This window comes from Nitrospirillum bahiense, from assembly GCF_007828025.1.
In the GTDB taxonomy this organism is placed as follows: Bacteria; Pseudomonadota; Alphaproteobacteria; order Azospirillales; family Azospirillaceae; genus Nitrospirillum; species Nitrospirillum amazonense.
The window spans coordinates 34510-53746 of record NZ_VITO01000001.1; the positions used below are offsets into that span (position 1 = coordinate 34510).

Genomic DNA, 19237 nt, shown 5'->3' on the forward strand with positions numbered 1-19237 from the left:
GGCATGCGGGTGCGGATCCTGGGCTGCGGCGGGTCCGGCGGCGTGCCCATGATCGGCAACGTCTGGGGCGACTGCGACCCCGATGAGCCGCGCAACCGCCGCCGCCGGGCGTCCATCCTGGTGGAGACGGACAGCACCAGCGTGCTGATCGACACCGGTCCGGAAATGCGGGAGCAGCTGCTGGACGCGCAGGTCACCCGCATCGACGCCGTGGTCTACACCCACGCGCACGCCGACCACGCCCACGGCATCGACGACCTGCGCCAGGTCAACTGGATGAATAACCGGCCGCTGCCCATTTACGCGGACACGGTCAATCTGGGCCAGCTGCAGGAGCGGTTCGACTATTGCTTCAAGCCGCAAGACAGGCCGGACTGGTTCCCGCGCCCCTGCCTGGTGCCACACACCATCACCGGCCCCTTCAGCATCGGCGACCTGGGTTTCATTCCCTTCCACCAGGACCATGGCCGCTTCCCCAGCCTGGGCTTCCGCATCGGCGACTTCGCCTATTCCACGGACGTCGTGCACCTGGATGAGAAGGCCTGGAGCGTGCTGGCGGGCGTGGACACCTGGATCGTGGATGCTACCCGCATCGAACCCCACCCGGTTCATGCCCACCTGGACCTGGCGCTCAGCTGGATAGACCGGCTCAAACCTCGCCGCGCCTACCTCACCCACATGAACCACCAGATGGACTACCGCTCCTTGATGGCGATATTGCCGCCAGGGGTGGAGCCGGCCTACGACGGCCTGGTGCTGGAGATGGCCTGACCACCCGGCACCAGACCGTCCTGAGGCGCCGCCTTAGTAGGCGACCTGGGCACGGAAGCCCACGGCTTGGTAGCGCAGGCCGGTCTGGTTCTGCAGGGTGGCGCCGCTGAGCTTGCTGACGTCCACGATCTGATAGTCGGCCATGAACTTCAGGTGGTCGTTGGGATACCAGTTCAGCCCCAGCTGAATGACATCCTGCTGACCGCCCGCCACGCCGCCGGTCACCGACTGGGCCAGGAAGCGCTGGATATGGCTGTTCAGGTTGATGTCGCTGTAGCGCGCCGCCACCTCGAACGCGCCCCAGTCGCCCGTCCCGGGATTGAATGGGTGGGCGACCTTGAGCCCGCCGAAACCGCCGCGGGCCGACTGGTACAGGCGCGGCTCGCCCGTCAGCACCCAGGACGCATCCACATAGGCGCCATGGAAGGTGAGGTCGGGCGTCTGGGTGGCACCGCCCAGGCCGGCACCGGCCTGATGCTGGCGGTTGATGCCGATCTCCACATACTCCGCCTGGACAAGGAAGTTCTGGTAGCGCAGGCCCACTTCCGGGTTCCAGGTGTAGACGCCCGTCGCCGGCATGGAACCGGTGTTGATCAGCTTGCTGGTGTCCACCCGCAATTCCGGTTGCACCGACAGGGCCAGGTTCTGCGCCAGCCGGTTGCTGTCGTTCTGATTCATGCTGAACACCTTGGACCCGCTGAAGCCCAGGTGGACGTCATAGTCCTCGCCATAGACCGGGCGGCCCGCTACGCGCATCACGGCACCCGTCTGCTGCCCGTTGGAGGGCTGGGTGGTGGAGATGGCGGTGGTGACCGATCCGGTGGCGCCGACGGATGAGGTCGCGGTGGTGGTGGACTGGCCGCCATACGCCTGGCCTGTCAGGAAGCCGGAGACGAAGAAGCGGTCCTGGTAGTAACGGGCGCCCACGGCGGCGCGGGCGTCGCCGGCGGCGATGTTGCGCTCCACATCCATGATGGCCGGGCGTTCCATGAACATGAAGTCGTTGGAACTGGGCGCGTCCTGCAGGCTGATGTTGGGCTGCAAATACCCCAGCGCCGCCGTGAACCCCTTGAACGGCATATAAGCCAGGTTGGCCTCATACAGGTACTGGGTGTTCTGGCGGCCATCCGGCGACCCGCCGAAGTCGGGCGTGACCGTCGCCGTGATGTCGCCATAGCGGAAGACGAAGGGAATGCGAATACGGCGGGCGTTGACGCCATCGCCCAGATCCACGCCCGATCGCTTCACGCTGGCGTTGTCCTCGAAATAGGCGGCGGCGTCGAACTGCGCCTGCAGGCCGATCTGCAGCGTGCCCTTGCCGCCGAAGGCGGTGAAAGTGGGGCGGCCGCCGGCCATGGTGAAGCTGCCGTTGTCGCCGCTGCTGGCCTCCAGCTTGGCGATGGTCTTGGCCTGGGTGGCCGCTTGCGCCGCGACCTGTTCCGCCTGGACCTTGGTTTCCGCCTGCGCCTTGGCGTCGGCGGCCTCGCGCGCCTCTAGCGCTTCCAATCGGGCCTGGATGGCCTGGCTGACCTTCATCTGCGCCTCCAGCTGGGCGCGCAGGAGCTGGACTTCTTGGGACGCGCTTGCGGCGGCATGGGCGGGCAGGCCGGCCATCAGGCCGCAGGCGGCGGTGAACAGGAACACGCCGGTTCGCCCGGGCCGGGACGTCCGCGTTTGCTTCGACATTTTGAGGAACCCTTCATCTGTATTCGATCGCACCTGATCGGGATGCAGGGCCAATTTTAGGCGCTATATTTATATATTTATTGCGTCACGCCGATAGTATTTCGTGATCGACTGATAACGAAATCTTAATTTCGGGTATAGTTATACGCTTCTCATATCGAAATACTCTGTTTCCGATATGGATCAAAGGCCCATCAGTCTGGCTGACTCCAATCATCCGGCTTGTCCACGGCAACCGGTATGCGCCGCGCGCGGTGCTGGGCAAAAATGCCAGCATTGCGAGTGTGCGTTGTGTCACACCGCCGTCATGGTAAAATCCCTGCCATCGACAAACGGTTCGGGTGCCCAAGAATGCGGCGTTCCGGTTCCTGTCCCTCCCGCCTGCGGCCCTTCCGCGCCGCGATCGGCTCTCGTGTCTAAGGCTTCATCGACATCGGCATGAGCCAGCGCCGCCCCTGACACCGGCGGCCTCCTGACACATCCCCCAATTCCACCCCATTCCGCCTGCCGGATGCCCCTTTGCCTGGGCGTCGGCCACGGCGGTACTGCGCCCGGACTCCGTCACGGATCCGGATCGGGCGCCCACATCATGGTCCGTTGAACGAGGCTTCCATGCTGGAGTTCCCTTCCTGGGCGCTCACCACGCTTTATCTGGTGGGCGGCGTCCTGGGCATGCTCATCCTGGCGTTTCTTACCGGTGCCGTCGTCTATATCCGCAACGATGCCGTGGGCATCGTCGAGAAGCTCTGGGCCCTGGGCGGCTCGGTTGAAGAGGGTTTCCTGGCGCTGGCGGGCGAGGCCGGCTTCCGGCCGGAAACGCTGCGCGGCGGATTTCATTTCTTCATGCCGCTGCAATACCGCGTGCACCGCGCCAACCTGGTGACGGTACCCCAGGGCAGCCTGGCCTACATCTTCGCCCGCGGCGGCCAGGCCCTGCCCAACGCCCAGGCGCTGGCCCGCTGGCCGGTCGGCGTGGGGGTGGAGAACGCCCGCGCCTTCGTGAGCCAAGGCGGCCAGCGCGGCCCCCAGCGCCGCATCCTGCGTGAGGGCGTCTACGCCATCAACACGGCGCAGTTCATCGTCTTCACGGAATCCGCCACCCACGCCGTGGTGCTGGGCGATGCCAGCGATGCGCGCGCCGTGGAAACCATGCGCGAGATGATCGAGGAGCGTAACGGTTTCCGCCCGCTGATCATCCGCGACCATGAGGACGCGGTGGGCGTGGTCACCGTCCACGACGGCCCCGCCCTGGACCATGGCGAGATCATCGCCCCCACTGTGGGAACCCACGCCGCCGACGGCGCCACCTTCCACAATTCCTTCCAGGATCCGGAGACCTTCCTGGCCGCCGGCGGCCGCCGGGGCCGGCAGGAACAGGTGCTGGTGGAGGGCACCTACTACATCAACCGCCTGTTCGCCACCATCGAGGTGCGGCCCAAGACCCAGGTGGAAATCGGTAATGTCGGCGTGGTGGTCAGCTTCACCGGTCCGCGCGGCACCGACGTGTCGGGCACGGATCATAAGCATGGCGAGCTGGTGCAGCAGGGCCAGCGCGGCGTCTGGCAAACGGCCCTGCACCCCGGCAAGTACGCCATCAACCCCTATGCCGTGAAGGTCAGCACGGTGCCCACCACCAACTTCGTCCTGCGCTGGATCGAGGGGCGCAGCGAGGCCCACGGCTTCGACGACAATTTGGCGGAGATCAAGCTGATCACCAAGGACGCGTTCGAACCGGTGCTGCCCCTGTCCATCGTCGTGCACATCGGTTACGACGACGCCCCCTGGGTGGTGCAGCAGTTCGCGGACATCAAGAAGCTGGTGGAGCAGACCCTGGACCCCATGGTCAGCGCCTGGTTCAAGGACGCCGCGCAAAGCCGCACCCTGATCGAGCTGGTGAACCAGCGGGCCGAGGTGCAGCGCGAGGCTCTGGCCGCCATGACCGGCCGCTTCGCCAAGTACCGCCTGAACGTGAAGGAGGTCATGATCGGCACGCCGCGCGCGGCCAAGGGCGACACCCACATCGACACCATCTTTGAACAGCTGCGCGCCCGCCAGGTCGCCCGGGAGAAGGTGGAGACCTATGAAAGCCAGCAGGTGGCGGCCGCCAAGGAACTGGAACTGCGCGCGGCCGAGGCCCGGGCGGCGGCGCAGGGCGACCTGACCAAGTCGTCGGTGTCCATCGAGGTGGCGCAGAACCACGGCCGCGCCGAGCTGGCCCGCAAGACGCAGGAGGCGGAGGCGACCAAAGTGATGGCCGAGGCGACCGCCATGCGCACCCGCACCGAGGGCCGCGCCGAAGCCGACCGCGTGGCCGCCATCGGCGACGCCAACGCCCAGGCGGCCAAGGCCCAGGTCGATGCCTTCGGTGGCGCGGAGATGGCCCTGTCCAAGGAGGTGGCCGCCATGCTGAGCGGCGCCATCACCCAGGCCAAGGTGCCGCTGGTGCCCACCGTGGCCATGGGCGGCGGCGAGGCCGGTCACGGCACCTTGGTGGACGCCCTGATCAGCCTGCTGATGGCCCAGGGCGGACTGGACCAGCTGGTGAAGCAGCGGGGCAAGCAGCCGGAGACGGCGGCGTAAGGTCCAATGGGCTCAGGAAGGCCGGGTCGGGAACGATCCGGCCTTTTTATTCATCTGTCGCGAGGCCAATCGCACCAGGGCGCCACGCGGCCACAACCATTTGACCACCAACAATGTAGGCAGAATGCCGACGGCCAGGAGGAGGATGGCTTGCAAAGGGTGGTGGCTCGCTAGGATGAACGCGCCACAAAGATACGCGAAGGAGAGAGCGCAGAGGGCCATGTCACACATTATGGCGCGCACTGGTGGGAAGGGAGCCATGGCCTCAAGACCACATGGATGACGCCTCCCTTCATAACGTAGTCCACGTTGTCGGGCGACTAGGTTATGCAGCCAATGGTCGGGGAAGGTGGCCGCCCTCACCGGGGTGACTGTCTCGGAAATGACTCCAAACCCGGGTATGGTCCGAGCCATCCTTGATGGTTCCGCGAAAACAGGGTCTTAGATGCGCCACCTCCGCCCCCTTCGCCGCTGCCTGTGCCTGACGGCAGCCTTCTTCTTCGCCGCCCAGCCGGTGGCGTGGGCGTGGAGCGGCCACGCCCTGTGCACCTGGGATGCGGTGGGGACGATGCCGCAGGTGGTCGGCCACAGCGTGCCGGCCGAGGCACTGACCACCTTCCTGGCCATGGAGGCGGCGGCTTTGCCCAAGGTGCTGGAGGAGGAGGAGCAGTGGGCGCGAACCAACGTGCCATTTTACGCGCCCCGGCCGGACAGCCTGGCGTTCAAGGCGGCGGACGGGGCGGAGCCGGTGGCGCTGAAGCAGGCCTTCGTCCATGCCATCCGTGTCAACGAGGACGTGCCCTTCCCACTCTACGTACAGCGCCAGCCCGGCACGGTCGCGGCGGCGGGCCGGGAGATGGCGTGGTCGGCGCTTAGCATCCTGAAGGACGCTGGCGACATCGACCAGAAGCGGATGGAGCGGGTGGAGGAGGGGGAGGCGCTGAGCGTGGCCGACGTGATCGCCACCGCCACCGACGAGCCCGATTTCGGCCTGGATATCGGCCTGTTCCAGGACAATGGCCAGAAGCAGGGCGCGCTCTACAATTTCGGTCCTCAGCCCTTCGGCAATCCGCTGCTGGACTATGGCAGCCAGGCGCCCTTCCATATGGGCTTCTATCACGAGGCCGGCATCCTCTATAAGGCCGCCCCCTTCCTTCAGCACACCTACCCGGAGGCGCGGGTCCATTTGTACATGACCCTGTCGCGCTTCGCCTTCGCCCAGGGCCATCCCTACTGGGGTTGGCGCTTCGCCGGATGGGCCGCCCACTACGTCCAGGACATGGCGCAGCCCTACCACGCCCGCGTCCTGCCGGGGGTCGGAACGGTTTCCATGCTATGGACCAGCGTGCTGGACAAGGTGGGGGTGCATGGGCCCAGGATCGCGGCCCTGAACCGCGTCACCAACCGCCACACGGCGCTGGAAAACTACCAGAAGAACCGCATGACCGCCGCCTTGGCCCAGGGCGACAAGGACGACCCGCTGGTGGCCGCCCTGCGCGACACCAGCGGCGACGCGACCGTGCAGCGGCTGCAACCCACCACCCTGCGCGATGTCAGCAGCGTGCAGTCGGTGGCCGCAGCCGACGCGCTGGACGCCCAGGTGGAGCGCAGCTTCCCCGCCCGCTACGTCTCGGATGCCGCCACCAACCTGGATGGCAAGGACGCCGACCTTTATGCGCTGTCCCGTCAAGCCCCGGCGGCGGAGCAGGCCAAGCTGGCCGGCCTGGTGGCCGACCGCATGCGCCAGGCCGGCCGCGACACGCGGGCGGTCATCCGCGCGGTGGCGCCGGACGGGACCGAAGCCGCTCAGCGCTGAGAGGGGCGCCTGTATTTGGTTCCTGCATGGCGGCCTCGGCCGTCAGGCGCGGCCGTAACTGTCTTCCAGGCGGACGATGTCGTCCTCCCCCAGATAGGGACCGGACTGGACCTCGATCAGGTTCAGCGGGATCTTGCCGGCGTTCTCCAGCCGGTGGGTGCAGCCCAGCGGCAGGTAGATGGATTCGTTTTCCCGCACGATGTGGGTTTCGCCGTCGCGGGTGACGGTGGCGGTGCCGTTCACCACCACCCAATGCTCCGCCCGGTGGAAATGCTTCTGCAAGGAGAGCTTGTGCCCCGGCTTCACCGTCAGGCGCTTCACCTGGAAACGCTCTCCCTCATGCAGGGTCTGGTAATAGCCCCAGGGGCGGTAGACGCGGGGGCGGGCCAGCGCCTCGCGCCGGTTGCCTCTCTTCAGGGTGGCGACAATGCCCTTCAGGCCATCCATGCGGTCCTTGTTGGCCACCAGCACGGCGTCCGGCGTCGTGACGACGATGACGTTGTCCATGCCCAGCACGGTGGTCAGGATGCCGTCGGTGCGGACATAACTGCCCGTGGTATCCTCCAGCACCACGTCGCCGTGCAGGAAATTGCCCTTGTCGTCCACGGGCAGCACATCCAGCAGGGATTTCCAGGAGCCGACATCGCTCCACCCGATGCTGCAGGGCACCACCGCGGCATGGGCCGTGCGGGCGAACAGGGCGTCGTCGATGGAGATGGAGGGCGCCCTGGCGAAGGTGTCGGCGTCCAGGCGCTGGAAGTCCAGATCACCGGCGCGCCGCTCCACCGCCTCGCGCACCGCCTCGATCAGCTTGGGCTCGAACCGGCCCAGTTCCTCCACCAGGCGGTCGGCGCGGAACAGGAACATGCCGCTGTTCCAAAGGTGCTGGCCGCCCGCGAGGTAGTCCTCCGCCGTGGCGCGATCCGGCTTTTCCACGAACTCCGCGACCCGGAAGCCACCGGCGCACCCCGCCAATCCGTCCCCTTTGCGGATATAGCCATAGCCCGTCTCCGCCCGCGTCGCCTCGATGCCGAAGGTGACGAAGGCGCCATCGACCGCCGCCGGGATGGCGGTGTCCAGCGCCGCGCGCCAGGCGGCCTCATCCACGATGGAATGGTCGGCCGGCAGGACCAGCATCAGCCGGTCGGGCCGCGTGGCGGTCGCGACCAGGGCGGCGGCGGCGATGGCGGGCGCCGTGTTGCGGGCCAGCGGCTCCAGGAACAGGCTGTCCAGTTGCAGGTCGATGGCGCGCGCCTGCTCCGCCACCACGAAGCGGTGCTCATGGCTGGCGATGATCATCGCCGGCCCCAGGCCCGCCTGATGGCAGCGATGCAGGGTCTGCTGCAACAGCGACATCTCGCCCGTCAGGGGCAGGAACTGCTTGGGGTAGAGTTCGCGCGACAGCGGCCACAACCGTGTTCCGGAGCCGCCCGATAGAATCAGCGGAAGTATCTGCGCCTTGTCCATGACGTTCCCCAGCCCAATTCCGCCACTTGGCACCAGTCGCACCCTGGGGCCGCACCCTGGGTGAGAATAATTACATTTTGATGGCGGTGCGTGAATTACGGCGTATGGTCGCGACCCGATTGATTTTTAGTCAGACTGAAGCCTGACAATGATCTATTTCGAAGATCATATTTTCCAACGGCCAACGTACTTGATTATTGATCCGCTGAAACGGGGGTTGGCATGGCCAACAACATAGGCGGTTCCAGCGGGATTCAAGCCTCGATCCAGCAGCGTCTCCAGGAAATCAGGGCTGGATTCCTCAACCACCTTCCCAGGCGCATTGATGAGATCGCGCGCGGTAGCGGCGTTCCGGAACCACCGCGCACCGTTCCGGTTTCCTGAATGATAGCCACACAATTATGGGCCTGCCGCCCGGCTCGCGTCGGCGCTATCTACCATCCGACGGCCGGCGCCAAAACGCCGGCCCGGACCACGGGAGACGGACCATGGGTTTGCTGGTTGAAGGTGAATGGCGCGACGTCTGGTATGAGACCAAGTCGACGGGCGGCCGCTTCGTGCGCAAGGACAGCGCCTTCCGCAACTGGGTCACGGCCGACGGATCCGCCGGGCCCAACGGGGACGGGGGCTTCAAGGCGGAAGCCGGCCGCTACCACCTGTACGTCAGCCTCGCCTGTCCCTGGGCCCACCGCACCCTGATCATGCGGACGCTGAAAGGGCTGGAAGACGCCATCAGCGTCTCCGTCGTGCATTGGCGCATGCTGGAGGAGGGGTGGACCTTCGCCGAGGGTCCGGGCACGGTGCCCGATACGGTGAACAACGCCCGCGTGCTGTACCAGGTCTACCAGGCGGCCGATCCGCGCTACAGCGGCCGGGTCACGGTGCCGGTGCTGTGGGACAAGCAGCGGCGGACCATCGTGAACAACGAGTCCTCCGAGATCATCCGCATGTTCAACGGCGCGTTCGATGGCGTGGGCGCCAAGCCGGGCGATTATTATCCCCAGGCGCTGCGGCCGGAGATCGACGCGCTGAACGCCCGCATCTACGACACCGTCAACAACGGCGTCTACAAGGCGGGCTTCGCCACCACCCAGGCCGCCTATGAGGAAGCCGTCGGCCCCCTGTTCGAGACCCTGGACTGGCTGGACGACCGCCTGGCCAGCCGTCGATTCCTGACCGGCGACCATGTGACGGAGGCGGACATCCGCCTGTTCACCACCCTGGTGCGCTTCGATCCCGTCTATGTCGGCCATTTCAAGTGCAACATCCGCCGCATCGCCGACTACGCCAACCTTTCCGCCTACCTGCGCGACCTGTACCAACTGCCGGGCGTGGCCGGGACGGTCAACCTGACGCACATCAAGGGTCACTATTACGAAAGCCACCGTTCCATCAATCCCACCGGCATCGTGCCCGTGGGGCCGGCGTTGGACTATGGCAAGCCGCATGGTCGGGAACGGGTATCACCGGGCAACCCACTGCCGGCCTGAGAAAACAAGCCCGTCGGCATCGGCGGTGCCTTGCGTCCGCGTGCGTCGACAGGATTGCCGTCCCCATCGCAGGATGGTGGCACCCCGACGCCGCCGCTGGACCCCATGCCTGCCGTTCCCCACGCCGACCGCACCTTCGCCGCCTTCCTGTTCGACATGGATGGCACCCTGATCGACAGCATCGCCTCCGCCAACCGGGCATGGTCCCGCTGGGCCCTGCGCCACGGCCTGGATCCGGCGCCCCTGCTGGCCACCATGCATGGCGTGCGCGCGGTGGAGACCATCCGCCGCTGGGCGCCGCCCGGCACGGACGTGGAGGCGGAGGTGGCCCAGCTGACACGGGATGAGATCGACGATGTGGCGGGCACGGTGGCCATCCCTGGCGCAGCAGCCTTCGTGGCGGACCTGCCGGCCGCGCGGTGGGCGGTGGTGACCTCGGCCCCGCGCGCCCTGGCCCATGTGCGCCTTATGGCCGCCGGACTGACCCCGCCGCCGGTCATGATCACCGCCGATGATGTCAGCCGGGGCAAGCCGGCGCCCGACCCCTTCCTGCTGGCCGCCCGCCAATTGGAAGTGGCGCCGCGGGATTGCCTGGTGTGGGAGGATGCGCCCGCCGGCATCACGGCGGGGGAGGCGGCCGGCGCCGCCGTGGCCGTCATCACCGCCACGCACCACCAGCCCCTGGAAACCAGACATCCGCTGGTGCCCAACTATGAGCCGCTGAAAGCGATGGTGGCGGCCGACGGACGTCTGCAGGTCACCGCACGCAATTGACTAGGCCCAAAGCCCGGGGCCCTTCTTGATGATCAGGTCGGCCAGGGCCGCCGGCGCGCCCTGCAGCCGGCGGCTGCGGCCCAGCACGACGAACTCCACCTCCCCCAAGGGGGGCAGGGCGGCGCGGCCGTCAACCTCCACCAGGTCGGATCCCGGTGCCCGCATCAGCAGGGGCGACTGCGCCATCACGCCCAGGCCCGCCTGCGCACCCGCGCGCAAGCCGGCCAGCGTTTCGCTGGAGCAGGCGACGAACCAGGGCCGCCGGGCACCGTTCAGCGCTTCCATCGCCAGGGTGCTGGTGATGGAGGAGGTGGGGTAGAGCACCAGGGGCACGGCTTCGTCCGCGCCCAGCGCCAGCTCCCGGTGCGCCAGCCAGGCCAGGCGCTCACGGTGGATGAGGATGCCGCGATCATCGCCCGGCTGGCGCTTGGCGAACACCAGGTCCAGCCGGCCGGCGTCCAGCTTCTGGTACAGCAGGCTGGTCAGGCCCACCGTCAGCTCCACGCTCAAAGTCGGATTGGCCCGGCCCACGTCGCGCAGCAGGTCGGCCAGGCGCGTGAGGGTCAGGTCGTCCGAAACCCCCAGGCGCACGCGGCCACGCGGCGCGCTGTCGGTGAAATAATCGGCCGCCTGCCGGCTGAGGCCCACGATATCGCGCGCCAGTTCGGCCAGCACGGTGCCGTCGGCCGTCAGCACCACGGTATGGGTGTCGCGCTCGAACAATTGCCGGCCGCAGGCGGCTTCCAGCCGGCGGATATGCTGGCTGACGGTGGACTGGCTGATGCCCAGGGCCGCGCCCGCCGCCGTGAAATGCCGCGCGTCGGCCACGGCCAGGAAGGTCTGCAGTTGATTGAGGTCGAACACTGTCATTGCATCCAATAATAACTGTTATTTCTGCACATCGTCCGTTACCTCAGCCATATTGGATGTGTCGGGACCAAGTCATTGGAATTAATGGCAGGTCACCCGGCGGCAAATCGTCCCAGAAGATCACAGCAGCCCCGACCCTCTTTGAAAATCATCCTCTGGTATGAGCCGGGGTGAGGGGCCAGCCGTGCCTTGCCCGAGGTATCCGTCATGACCGACTTCACCAGGCGCAACATCATCGCGGCCGGCGCCGTGGCCGCGGCGGCCGCCGCCGCGAACTCCGCCGGCGCCGCCACATTCGGCAATCCCGATCGGCCGGCCCAGGGCCGCGTCAACCTGTCCAACCCCATCGCCGGGCAGGAGCCGGGGCCGCAGAACCCGGCGCTGGCCAGCCAGTTCCCGTCCTTCCAGGATCCGCCCGCCACCGATGTGGCCGGCATGGACCTGTTCTGGGCCTCGTTCAACAACGCCCACAAACGCATCCAGGACGGTGGCTGGGCGCGCGAGGTGACTCAGGCTGACTTCGCCATTTCCGAGGCGGTATCAGGCGTGAACATGCGCCTGGGACCGGGGGGTGTGCGTGAACTGCATTGGCACCAGCAGGCGGAATGGGCGGTGATGACCGACGGCAAGTGCCGCATCACCGTCATCGATGCCGACGGCCGCCCCGCGGTACGCGATGTGAAGGAGGGTGATCTCTGGTACTTCCCGCCGGGCCTGCCGCATTCCCTGCAGGGCATCGGCACCAGCGGGGCCGAATTCACCCTGGTGTTCGACAACGGCCGCGCGTCGGAGTTCAACACCCTGCTGCTGACGGAATGGATGGCCCACACCCCGCCCGAGGTGCTGGCCGAGAATTTCGGCCTGCCGCAAAGCGCCTTCAAGAACATCCCGGTCGATGACCTCTGGATCTATCAGGCCAAGGACCCCATCCCGCCGCTGGAGGAGGTGCAGAAGGCCGTGCGCTCGCCAGATGGTGAGCCGGAGTTCGAGTTCACCTTCTCCATGGGTACGATGAAGCCCACCCGGGTCACCAAGGGCGGCTCGGTCAAGGTGGTGGACACCCGCAACTTCCCGGTCAGCAAGACCATCGCCGCCGCCCTGGTCACCATCAAGCCGGGCGGGCTGCGGGAACTGCACTGGCACCCCAACGCCGACGAGTGGCAGTACTACCTGAAGGGGCAGGGCCGCATGACCGTGTTCAACACCGGCCCGCGCGCCCAAACGGCCGACTTCCGCCCCGGCGACCTGGGCTACGTCAAGAAAAGCTTCGGCCATTACGTCCAGAACACCGGCACCGAAGACCTGGTGTTCCTGGAAATCTTCAAGGCTGACCGCTTCCAGGAGGTCTCGCTGGCCCAGTGGCTGGCCTGCACCCCGCCGGAACTGGTGGCCCAGCACACCAACATGGATCCCAACCTGATCCGGCAGTTCAACAAGGCCCGTTGGGACATCCTTCCGGCCTGACGCCAGTCCCCCCTCTTTACCCCTCCCACAAACTTGCCGCCGACATCCGGGGGGCTCCCGTGTCGCCCCGAACCGTCGGCGGCCTTTTGGAACTCGTGATCATGCAAAGCGTGCTGCCCGCCTGGCGCCAGATCCTGCTGTTCCAGTCCCCCCGCCAGCTGGCTTCCTATGGCGCCGGAACCCTGGCGGCCATCGCGGCCGGCCTTTGCCTGTTCATCGGGCTGCCGCGGCTGGTAGGCCATGGTGCCATCCCGCCCGACGTCCTGGCGGGAACGCTGGCCTTCGCCATCGCCATTTCCCTGCGCGTTCCCTATGAGGTGCAGCCGGTGCGGTGGCGCGTCAGCAGCGCCTATCCCGGCCTGCTGGCGGACAGGGCCGCCGTTCTTCTGGCCAGCATCGACTACTTGCCGGCGCAGCGCTCCGGCGGCCGCACTGTCTATCGCCTAGCCCCGATCCCGTCGCTCAGTTGGCTGCGCTGGCGCGAATGCGCGGTGGAGGTGCGCGTGCATGGTGCCGACGTCACCATCGTTGGCGCCCGTATCGCCGTGCGGCACCTGCATCGCGCCTTGAAGAACGCCTGACGTTTCAGCGATGCCGGACGTGTCAGCCGTGGTTGTAGCGGGACACGGCCTCGCGCACGCCCAGCGCTTCCGCCATGCGCACCAGGTCGGCCAGCGACTCCGCCTCCATCTTGCGCATCAGGTTGCCGCGGTGGATTTTCACCGTGATCTCGCTTAGCGCCAGCCGGCCGGCGATCTGCTTGTTCATCAGGCCGGCGGTGACCAGGCCCATAACATCGCGCTCGCGCCCCGTCAGGCCGTCATATCGGGCGCGCAGCAGGGCGCTTTCGCTCCGCTTGGCCCGCCGTTCGCGATCGCGGGCCACCGCCTCGGCTATGGCCCGCAGCATGTCGTCTTCCTCGAAGGGCTTGGGCAGGAAGGTGACCGCGCCGGCCTTCATGGCCCGCACCGTCATGGGAATATCGCCATGGCCGCTGATCAGGATGACGGGCAGGTGGCTATCGCTGCCCAGCAGCTGCTCCTGGAAATCCAGGCCGTTGGCGTCACCCAGCTGGACGTCCAGCACCAGGCAGGCGGCGGCGTCGGCGGCGTCGCAGGCCAGGAAGGCATCGGGGCTGGCGAAGGTGCGCACGGCATAGCCGCAGGACCTCAGGAAGCTTTCCAGCGAGCCTCGCACCTCCGCATCATCATCGATGACGCAGATGAGGCTTTCCGACATCCCAACCGAACCTGTCATTTGCCCATCCCCTGTCGCTTGGCCACATGCCCCGCAGCTTAATCACCCGGGGGTGTAGCCATTCTTGTCCCCATCATCCATGGGCCCGCGCCGCGCCCGGGACCATCATATCAAGGTATAGAATTAATTTTTAACCATCCTCGGGCGGCCTGGATGAGTGCGCGCTCGGAGAGGTATCTCTAAACGTCATAGTTGTAAAAACTGTCTAATTCGGCTATCAATGACGCGAGCAACCGGCTGATAGGGACAGCTCGTCGACATGCAGTGCCTTCTGCCCCGCTGGCGCCAGGTCCTGATCTTCCAGTCGCCCCGCCAGCTATTGAGTCATGGCGCCGGCACCCTGGGCGCTGCCACCGCTGGGCTGCTGGCTTTTGACGGCCTGCTGCAGCTGTTCGGTTATGGGCCGCTGCACGCCGACGTCATCGTGGGCACCTTGATCGGCAGCCTCGCAGGATCCTTGCGCGCACCTTATGAGGTTCTGCCGTTCCAGTGGCGGCTGATAACGACAACCCCCGCCATCGCCGCCGCCAAGGCCGCCGGCGTCCTGGCCGGCATCAAGTATCACCCGGCGGAACGCGGCGGCGGCCGCACCCTCTACCGCCTGGCCGTGCCCTGGTACCTGGCTTGGCTGGAGTGGCGGGAAAGTGCGGTGGAGGTGCGCGTCGATGGTTCGGACATCACGATCACCGGCGCCCGCATCGCCGTCCGGCGCCTGCACCAGGCGCTACAGGATATCGACATCGCGAGGGAAGGGGAGCCTGCCATTTGATGCCATTGGGCAGAGCATTAAAAGATTAAGCCAATTTAGAATTCTATAAATATTAACAGAATATCACGCGTTTTTCTTTCTAATAAACAACAGGACCAAACAGAAAAACTCGCCATAGATGGCGCCGCCAGCCGCGGCACCTGCGATGAAAAGCATCCATCCGCCTTTAAGGCCACCGGCGCGCACTGCCGGCGGCGCTCATCATGCTTGTTTGGGGGAAGTCATATGGGAAACCTGAGCACTCACATCTTGCCCGTATTGCGGGGCATGCCCGACGGGCCGTTCCGGGGGCCGCTGCTGACCGGCTTTTCAAGCCATCCCGCGGCGTTCGCCACCATAGAACATGGGTTCACCGCCCTGACCGCGCGCCAGCAGGACGCCGAGGTCCTGCGCCGGTTCTTCGCGAGTTGGAGTCAGACAAACAACAGCGCCATGACGGTCGCCGGCATCAGCAACCGATTGACCCTGAAGCTGCATCGCGGCGAACCGGTGATCGACTCCCACGCCCTGCTGCAAAGCCTGGTTGCCCTGCACCGCATCATCGATGAAGACCTGGCGGTGACGCACAAGGTTCTCCATTCGCAGCTGTTCCATACCATGGCGACCAGCATCGTCGGTGACGACGCCTGGCTGCAGACCCGCTACATCGACCCGACCGCCGCCGATTTCAAGACGTGGAAGGACCATATGTCCTTGCGGGAGCCTGACGTCGCGCTGGGCTTGCTGACCACGCTGACGCACGAGATCTACACCCATGGGGAGGTCGAGTTCATCCTGCCGCTGTTCAAGCGCTGGCTGATCGACCAGTACCATTACACCGAAGAGGACACCGCCCGGCCGCTGCGCTGGATCACGGTGCATTGCGGCGGCACCGAGAAGAATCACTTCTTCCACGCCGTGAACACCCTGACGCATTACGCCCGGGCGATGGAGGTTGACTGGACGGCCTATGATCTGGAAGGGATCATAGGCCAGTATCTGCAGAGGAAGGCCGCCGTCCTCCACGCCCTGTTCCCCACGGCCGGCTGACGTCTGGCGCGGACCTTGATCGAAACAGGCGGCGCCGGAGAGGCGATGGCGCCGCAACCGAGAGACCGGCGATAAGACCGGCTTCAATCAGCCGACGTTCCGACAAATCCAGGTGAGAGTAGTGAGACCCCATTTGCGACCTCCTGTCCAACTCACTGAGAACGTTGGAAAGTCGCACTTCGTTTTTGAGTCCACCCGCCTACATACCAAAAACCGATAATATACGTTATGGAAATAACGTTCAAATCGCCTGGTCGGCTGGTACCGGGCTCAACGCCTTGGCTTGGCGCATGACGACCAAGGTCTTGAAGGTGCGAACGTTTTCATCGTTCAGCAAGATGCGCCGGGTCAGCTCGTCATAGCCTTCCATGTCGCGGGCGACGATGCGCAGCGCGAAGTCATGGTCGCCGGTGACGTACCAGGCCTCCACCACCTCCGGCACGGCGGCGATCTTGCGCATGAACTGGTCGATGACGTGCCCGCCGCCGGCATCGGTGGCGCGGCCGCTGTCGCGCTCCAAGGTCACCAGCACCACCATGGTCAAAGGCCAGCCCAGCGTGCGCGGCCGGACGATGGCGATCTCACGCTCGATGGCGCCGATCTCGCGCAGGCGCCGGACACGGCGGTAGCAGGCTGGGCCCGACAGGCCCACCCGCTCAGCCAGCACCGGCATGGGCAAGCGGGCATCGCCTTGTAGCTGTTCCAGCAGCTTGGCGTCGATGGCGTCCAGGTCGGGCGATATCATCATGGCCTCATGCACCGCTTTCGCGATAAAAATTATCATGGATCAACAATAATTGACACGTTTGGACGGACCAAGCCGCTAAACTAGCGCAGCGCTTGAAGTCTCAGGCATCCAACACCCTTCCTCGATCACAGTCCCATGTCCCACGACACAACCCTGCCGCCGTCCCTGCCGGGGGCCGCCCGCCTGTCCCCGCTGCTGCCCGTGGCTGCGTTGTTCGCCGCCATGGTGTCGGTCACCACGGGCGCGTCCATCGCCAAGACCCTGTTCCCGGTGACGGGCCCGCAGGGCACCACGGCCCTGCGCCTGACGACGGCGGCCCTTATGCTGACCCTGCTGCTGCGGCCTTGGCGCCTGCGGCTGACGCGGAACAGCTGGCGGCCGCTGCTGGTTTACGGCGGCGCCATGGGGGCGATGAATTTCCTGTTCTACCAGGCGCTGCAAACCATACCGGTGGGCGTCGCCATTGCGGTCGAGTTCACGGGGCCGCTGGGCCTGGCGCTGCTGTCATCCCGCCGCCGGGTCGATTTCCTATGGATAGGGTTGGCCGTGGCGGGGCTGGCGCTGCTGCTGCCACTGGAGCGGTCGGCGGCGCAGCTGGACCCGTACGGCATCGCCTGCGCCCTGGGGGCGGGCGTGTTCTGGGCGCTGTACATTGTCGCCGGCAAGAAGGTGGGCGGCGCCCACGGCACCCAGGCGACGGCGGCGGGCACGCTGATCGCCGCCACCCTGGTGCTGCCCATCGGCATCGCGCAAACCGGGGCGGCCACCCTGTTCCAGCCGGGCATCCTGGGTAGCGCCTTCATGGTGGGAGCCCTGTCCAGCGCCCTACCCTACACGCTAGAAATGTTCGCGATGCGCCGCCTGCCGGCCCAGACCTTCAGCACGTTGACCAGCGCCGAGCCGGCGGTGGGCGCCCTAATGGCCATGATGCTGTTGGGCGAGGCGCTGTCGCCCCTCCACTGGCTCGCCATCGCCACCATCATGGTCGCCTCCATCGGCGCGACGCTCAGCGCCCGCCGGCCAACAGCCCCCGTGATGCCGGAATGAAGCCAGCGGCGGCCACCAGGGCCGACAGCCGGTCATCGGGCGCGGCCGCCAGCAGCAGAAGGGCGGCATAAGGGTCGCCCCGCAGCTTCAGCACCTGCGCGAAGGCGGGTTCGGTCTTCATTCCCCCCAGCCGGGCCGCCATGACGGCGGCGCGCAGGGCCGGGCCGCCCAGGGACAGCAGGCGCGCCTCCACCATGAAGTGCCGCCATCCCGCCTGCATCTCCACCGGCTCGGGGCTGCCGAAAACCTCGAAGGCCCAGCCGTGGGCCCGGAAACGGGCGATGATCGGCCGCGGCGCCCGACGCCATTGATACAGGGTGAAACCTTCCCAGTCCGCGCCCACGGTCCATAGCGCCGCGGCAAGGGCGGCCGCGTCCCGGGCGTGGCACAGGATGTCGATGTCACTGGATGGCAGGTCGAGGCCCAGGGGCGGCGTGCCCGCGACGCGCGGGTTGAACGCCGCCAAGGTCTTCATGAGGCCGGTCAGCGCCAGCGCCTCCTCATAGGACGGCTTTTCCGTCCAGCGATTGTGCCACATGGCGCCGCCCTCCGTGGGCCTCAGGCCGCCGGCTTGCGGCAATAGTCGGCGAGGGTGTAGGCGGCGCGGATGTCATAGGGGCGGCTGGGCTTCAGGATGAACTCGCTGGCGCCATAGCGGACGGCGCCGTCGGGCCCGCCGGCCTGGGGATGCCAGTCATAGGTATAACCCAGGCGGGTCCAGGGCGCGCCACCCTCGACATAGTTCACACGCATGTTGCGGGCGAACCAATCCCAATAGCCCTGCTTCTCCAGGCAAGCGGCGTCGCCGGCGGCACAGCTGGGCCGGGCCACGGTGGAGGAGGTGTCCAGGGCGCAGTGGGAGGCGGTCACGTCCGTGTCTGGGCACGGGCGGGCCAGCGCCTCGGGCGCCACCCACATCTCCACCACCTCGGAATAATCGCGGGACGGGTCCAGGCCCAGATACTGTTTCACCCGTTCGGTTTTGGCGGCCGCATCGCCGGTGGCACCGGCACAGAACTCCTGCAACTGCGGCACGGCCGTCACCCACATGGTGCCCCAGCTGTCGGGCGAGGTGCCGCCGGCCTTGCCAGCGTAGTACTTCTCATAAGCCGCCGCCGCCATGGTCGAGGCCACCAGCACCTGGCGCCCGTGCGGCCCATCACGCCACACCAGTTTGGCCCAGGATGCCTGGGCGGCGTCGGGCGCGATGCGCACCAGTTCCGGCCCTACCAGGTCGGGCCGCGCCACGGCCGCCGCGTTCAGGGAGCGGGCGAAAAGCTGGGCCGGCGTGGCGCTGGTGCCCTGCCCGGCCGATCCCGGGCCACCCGTTCCTTGTCCCGTGGCGGCACAGCCCGCCAGCACCAAGAACGCCACCGCGCCCATGATCAAATTCGTCCGCATCCCGGCCCCCAGGGTTCAATCCATTGGAGCCAGATATGCCGGAAAGCAGGTCGGGTCGCAACCTATAC

At 66.6% G+C, this 19237-nt stretch carries 17 protein-coding genes; 10 read left to right on the plus strand and 7 right to left on the minus strand.

Going from position 1 to position 19237, the window contains the following annotated elements; translation table 11 throughout:
* Positions 1 to 3: 3 nt before the first annotated feature.
* Positions 4 to 771 carry an MBL fold metallo-hydrolase gene (locus FBZ88_RS00165; RefSeq protein ID WP_145614874.1) on the plus strand — a complete coding sequence of 256 codons (768 nt, stop codon included), beginning with the start codon at positions 4 to 6 and terminating at the stop codon, positions 769 to 771.
* A 33-nt stretch (positions 772 to 804) separates the two neighbouring features.
* Here FBZ88_RS00165 and FBZ88_RS00170 read toward each other — a convergent pair whose 3' ends face one another.
* The gene (locus FBZ88_RS00170) at positions 805 to 2457 is read right to left on the minus strand and encodes an OprO/OprP family phosphate-selective porin (RefSeq protein ID WP_145614875.1); all 1653 of its coding nucleotides are present in this window, start codon (positions 2455 to 2457) and stop codon (positions 805 to 807) included.
* Between the two features lie 612 nt (positions 2458 to 3069).
* Between FBZ88_RS00170 and FBZ88_RS00175 the strand changes: the two genes are divergently transcribed.
* A complete protein-coding gene (locus FBZ88_RS00175) occupies positions 3070 to 5037 on the plus strand; it encodes an SPFH domain-containing protein (protein WP_145614876.1) in 1968 nt (655 codons plus the stop codon).
* A gap of 445 nt (positions 5038 to 5482) precedes the next feature.
* Positions 5483 to 6853, plus strand: coding sequence for a phospholipase (locus FBZ88_RS00180; protein WP_145614877.1), 1371 nt, complete (start codon positions 5483 to 5485; stop codon positions 6851 to 6853).
* A 42-nt stretch (positions 6854 to 6895) separates the two neighbouring features.
* Here the strand turns inward: FBZ88_RS00180 and FBZ88_RS00185 are convergent, their stop codons facing one another.
* The gene (locus FBZ88_RS00185; protein ID WP_145614878.1) at positions 6896 to 8320 is read right to left on the minus strand and encodes a mannose-1-phosphate guanylyltransferase/mannose-6-phosphate isomerase; all 1425 of its coding nucleotides are present in this window, start codon (positions 8318 to 8320) and stop codon (positions 6896 to 6898) included.
* 488 nt (positions 8321 to 8808) lie between these two features.
* Here FBZ88_RS00185 and FBZ88_RS00190 point away from each other — a divergent pair, with 488 nt between their 5' ends.
* Together FBZ88_RS00190 and FBZ88_RS00195 are read left to right on the plus strand one after the other, a co-directional pair.
* Positions 8809 to 9810, plus strand: coding sequence for a glutathione S-transferase family protein (locus tag FBZ88_RS00190; RefSeq protein WP_145614879.1), 1002 nt, complete (start codon positions 8809 to 8811; stop codon positions 9808 to 9810).
* A 105-nt stretch (positions 9811 to 9915) separates the two neighbouring features.
* Positions 9916 to 10584 (plus strand): HAD-IA family hydrolase, encoded by a 669-nt coding sequence (locus FBZ88_RS00195; RefSeq protein WP_145614880.1) that lies wholly within the window; start codon positions 9916 to 9918, stop codon positions 10582 to 10584.
* Here FBZ88_RS00195 and FBZ88_RS00200 read toward each other — a convergent pair whose 3' ends face one another.
* The gene (locus FBZ88_RS00200; protein WP_186464120.1) at positions 10585 to 11448 is read right to left on the minus strand and encodes a LysR family transcriptional regulator; all 864 of its coding nucleotides are present in this window, start codon (positions 11446 to 11448) and stop codon (positions 10585 to 10587) included. It abuts the gene before it with no gap.
* Between the two features lie 213 nt (positions 11449 to 11661).
* Here FBZ88_RS00200 and FBZ88_RS00205 point away from each other — a divergent pair, with 213 nt between their 5' ends.
* Entirely contained in the window at positions 11662 to 12918 is a 1257-nt protein-coding gene (locus tag FBZ88_RS00205; RefSeq protein WP_145610008.1) for a cupin domain-containing protein, read from the plus strand.
* 101 nt (positions 12919 to 13019) lie between these two features.
* Positions 13020 to 13499, plus strand: coding sequence for a hypothetical protein (locus FBZ88_RS00210; RefSeq protein ID WP_145614882.1), 480 nt, complete (start codon positions 13020 to 13022; stop codon positions 13497 to 13499).
* Between the two features lie 22 nt (positions 13500 to 13521).
* Here the strand turns inward: FBZ88_RS00210 and FBZ88_RS00215 are convergent, their stop codons facing one another.
* Positions 13522 to 14175 carry a response regulator transcription factor gene (locus tag FBZ88_RS00215; RefSeq protein WP_145614883.1) on the minus strand — a complete coding sequence of 218 codons (654 nt, stop codon included), beginning with the start codon at positions 14173 to 14175 and terminating at the stop codon, positions 13522 to 13524.
* Between the two features lie 259 nt (positions 14176 to 14434).
* Here FBZ88_RS00215 and FBZ88_RS00220 point away from each other — a divergent pair, with 259 nt between their 5' ends.
* Both FBZ88_RS00220 and FBZ88_RS00225 read left to right on the plus strand, forming a co-directional pair.
* The gene (locus FBZ88_RS00220; RefSeq protein WP_088873313.1) at positions 14435 to 14944 is read left to right on the plus strand and encodes a hypothetical protein; all 510 of its coding nucleotides are present in this window, start codon (positions 14435 to 14437) and stop codon (positions 14942 to 14944) included.
* Between the two features lie 249 nt (positions 14945 to 15193).
* Entirely contained in the window at positions 15194 to 15973 is a 780-nt protein-coding gene (locus FBZ88_RS00225) for a hypothetical protein (protein WP_145614884.1), read from the plus strand.
* 241 nt (positions 15974 to 16214) lie between these two features.
* On the opposite strand, the gene FBZ88_RS00230 is transcribed toward FBZ88_RS00225, so the two are convergent.
* A complete protein-coding gene (locus tag FBZ88_RS00230) occupies positions 16215 to 16721 on the minus strand; it encodes an Lrp/AsnC family transcriptional regulator (RefSeq protein WP_246138423.1) in 507 nt (168 codons plus the stop codon).
* Positions 16722 to 16856: 135 nt separating this feature from the next.
* Between FBZ88_RS00230 and FBZ88_RS00235 the strand changes: the two genes are divergently transcribed.
* Positions 16857 to 17768 carry an EamA family transporter gene (locus FBZ88_RS00235; RefSeq protein WP_145614885.1) on the plus strand — a complete coding sequence of 304 codons (912 nt, stop codon included), beginning with the start codon at positions 16857 to 16859 and terminating at the stop codon, positions 17766 to 17768.
* Here the strand turns inward: FBZ88_RS00235 and FBZ88_RS00240 are convergent.
* Complete coding sequence (locus FBZ88_RS00240; RefSeq protein WP_145614886.1) at positions 17728 to 18306, minus strand: DUF4269 domain-containing protein; 579 nt, start codon at positions 18304 to 18306, stop codon at positions 17728 to 17730. The genes FBZ88_RS00235 and FBZ88_RS00240 overlap by 41 nt on opposite strands.
* A gap of 20 nt (positions 18307 to 18326) precedes the next feature.
* Entirely contained in the window at positions 18327 to 19169 is an 843-nt protein-coding gene (locus tag FBZ88_RS00245) for a hypothetical protein (RefSeq protein WP_145614887.1), read from the minus strand.
* Between the last annotated feature and the right edge of the window lie 68 nt (positions 19170 to 19237).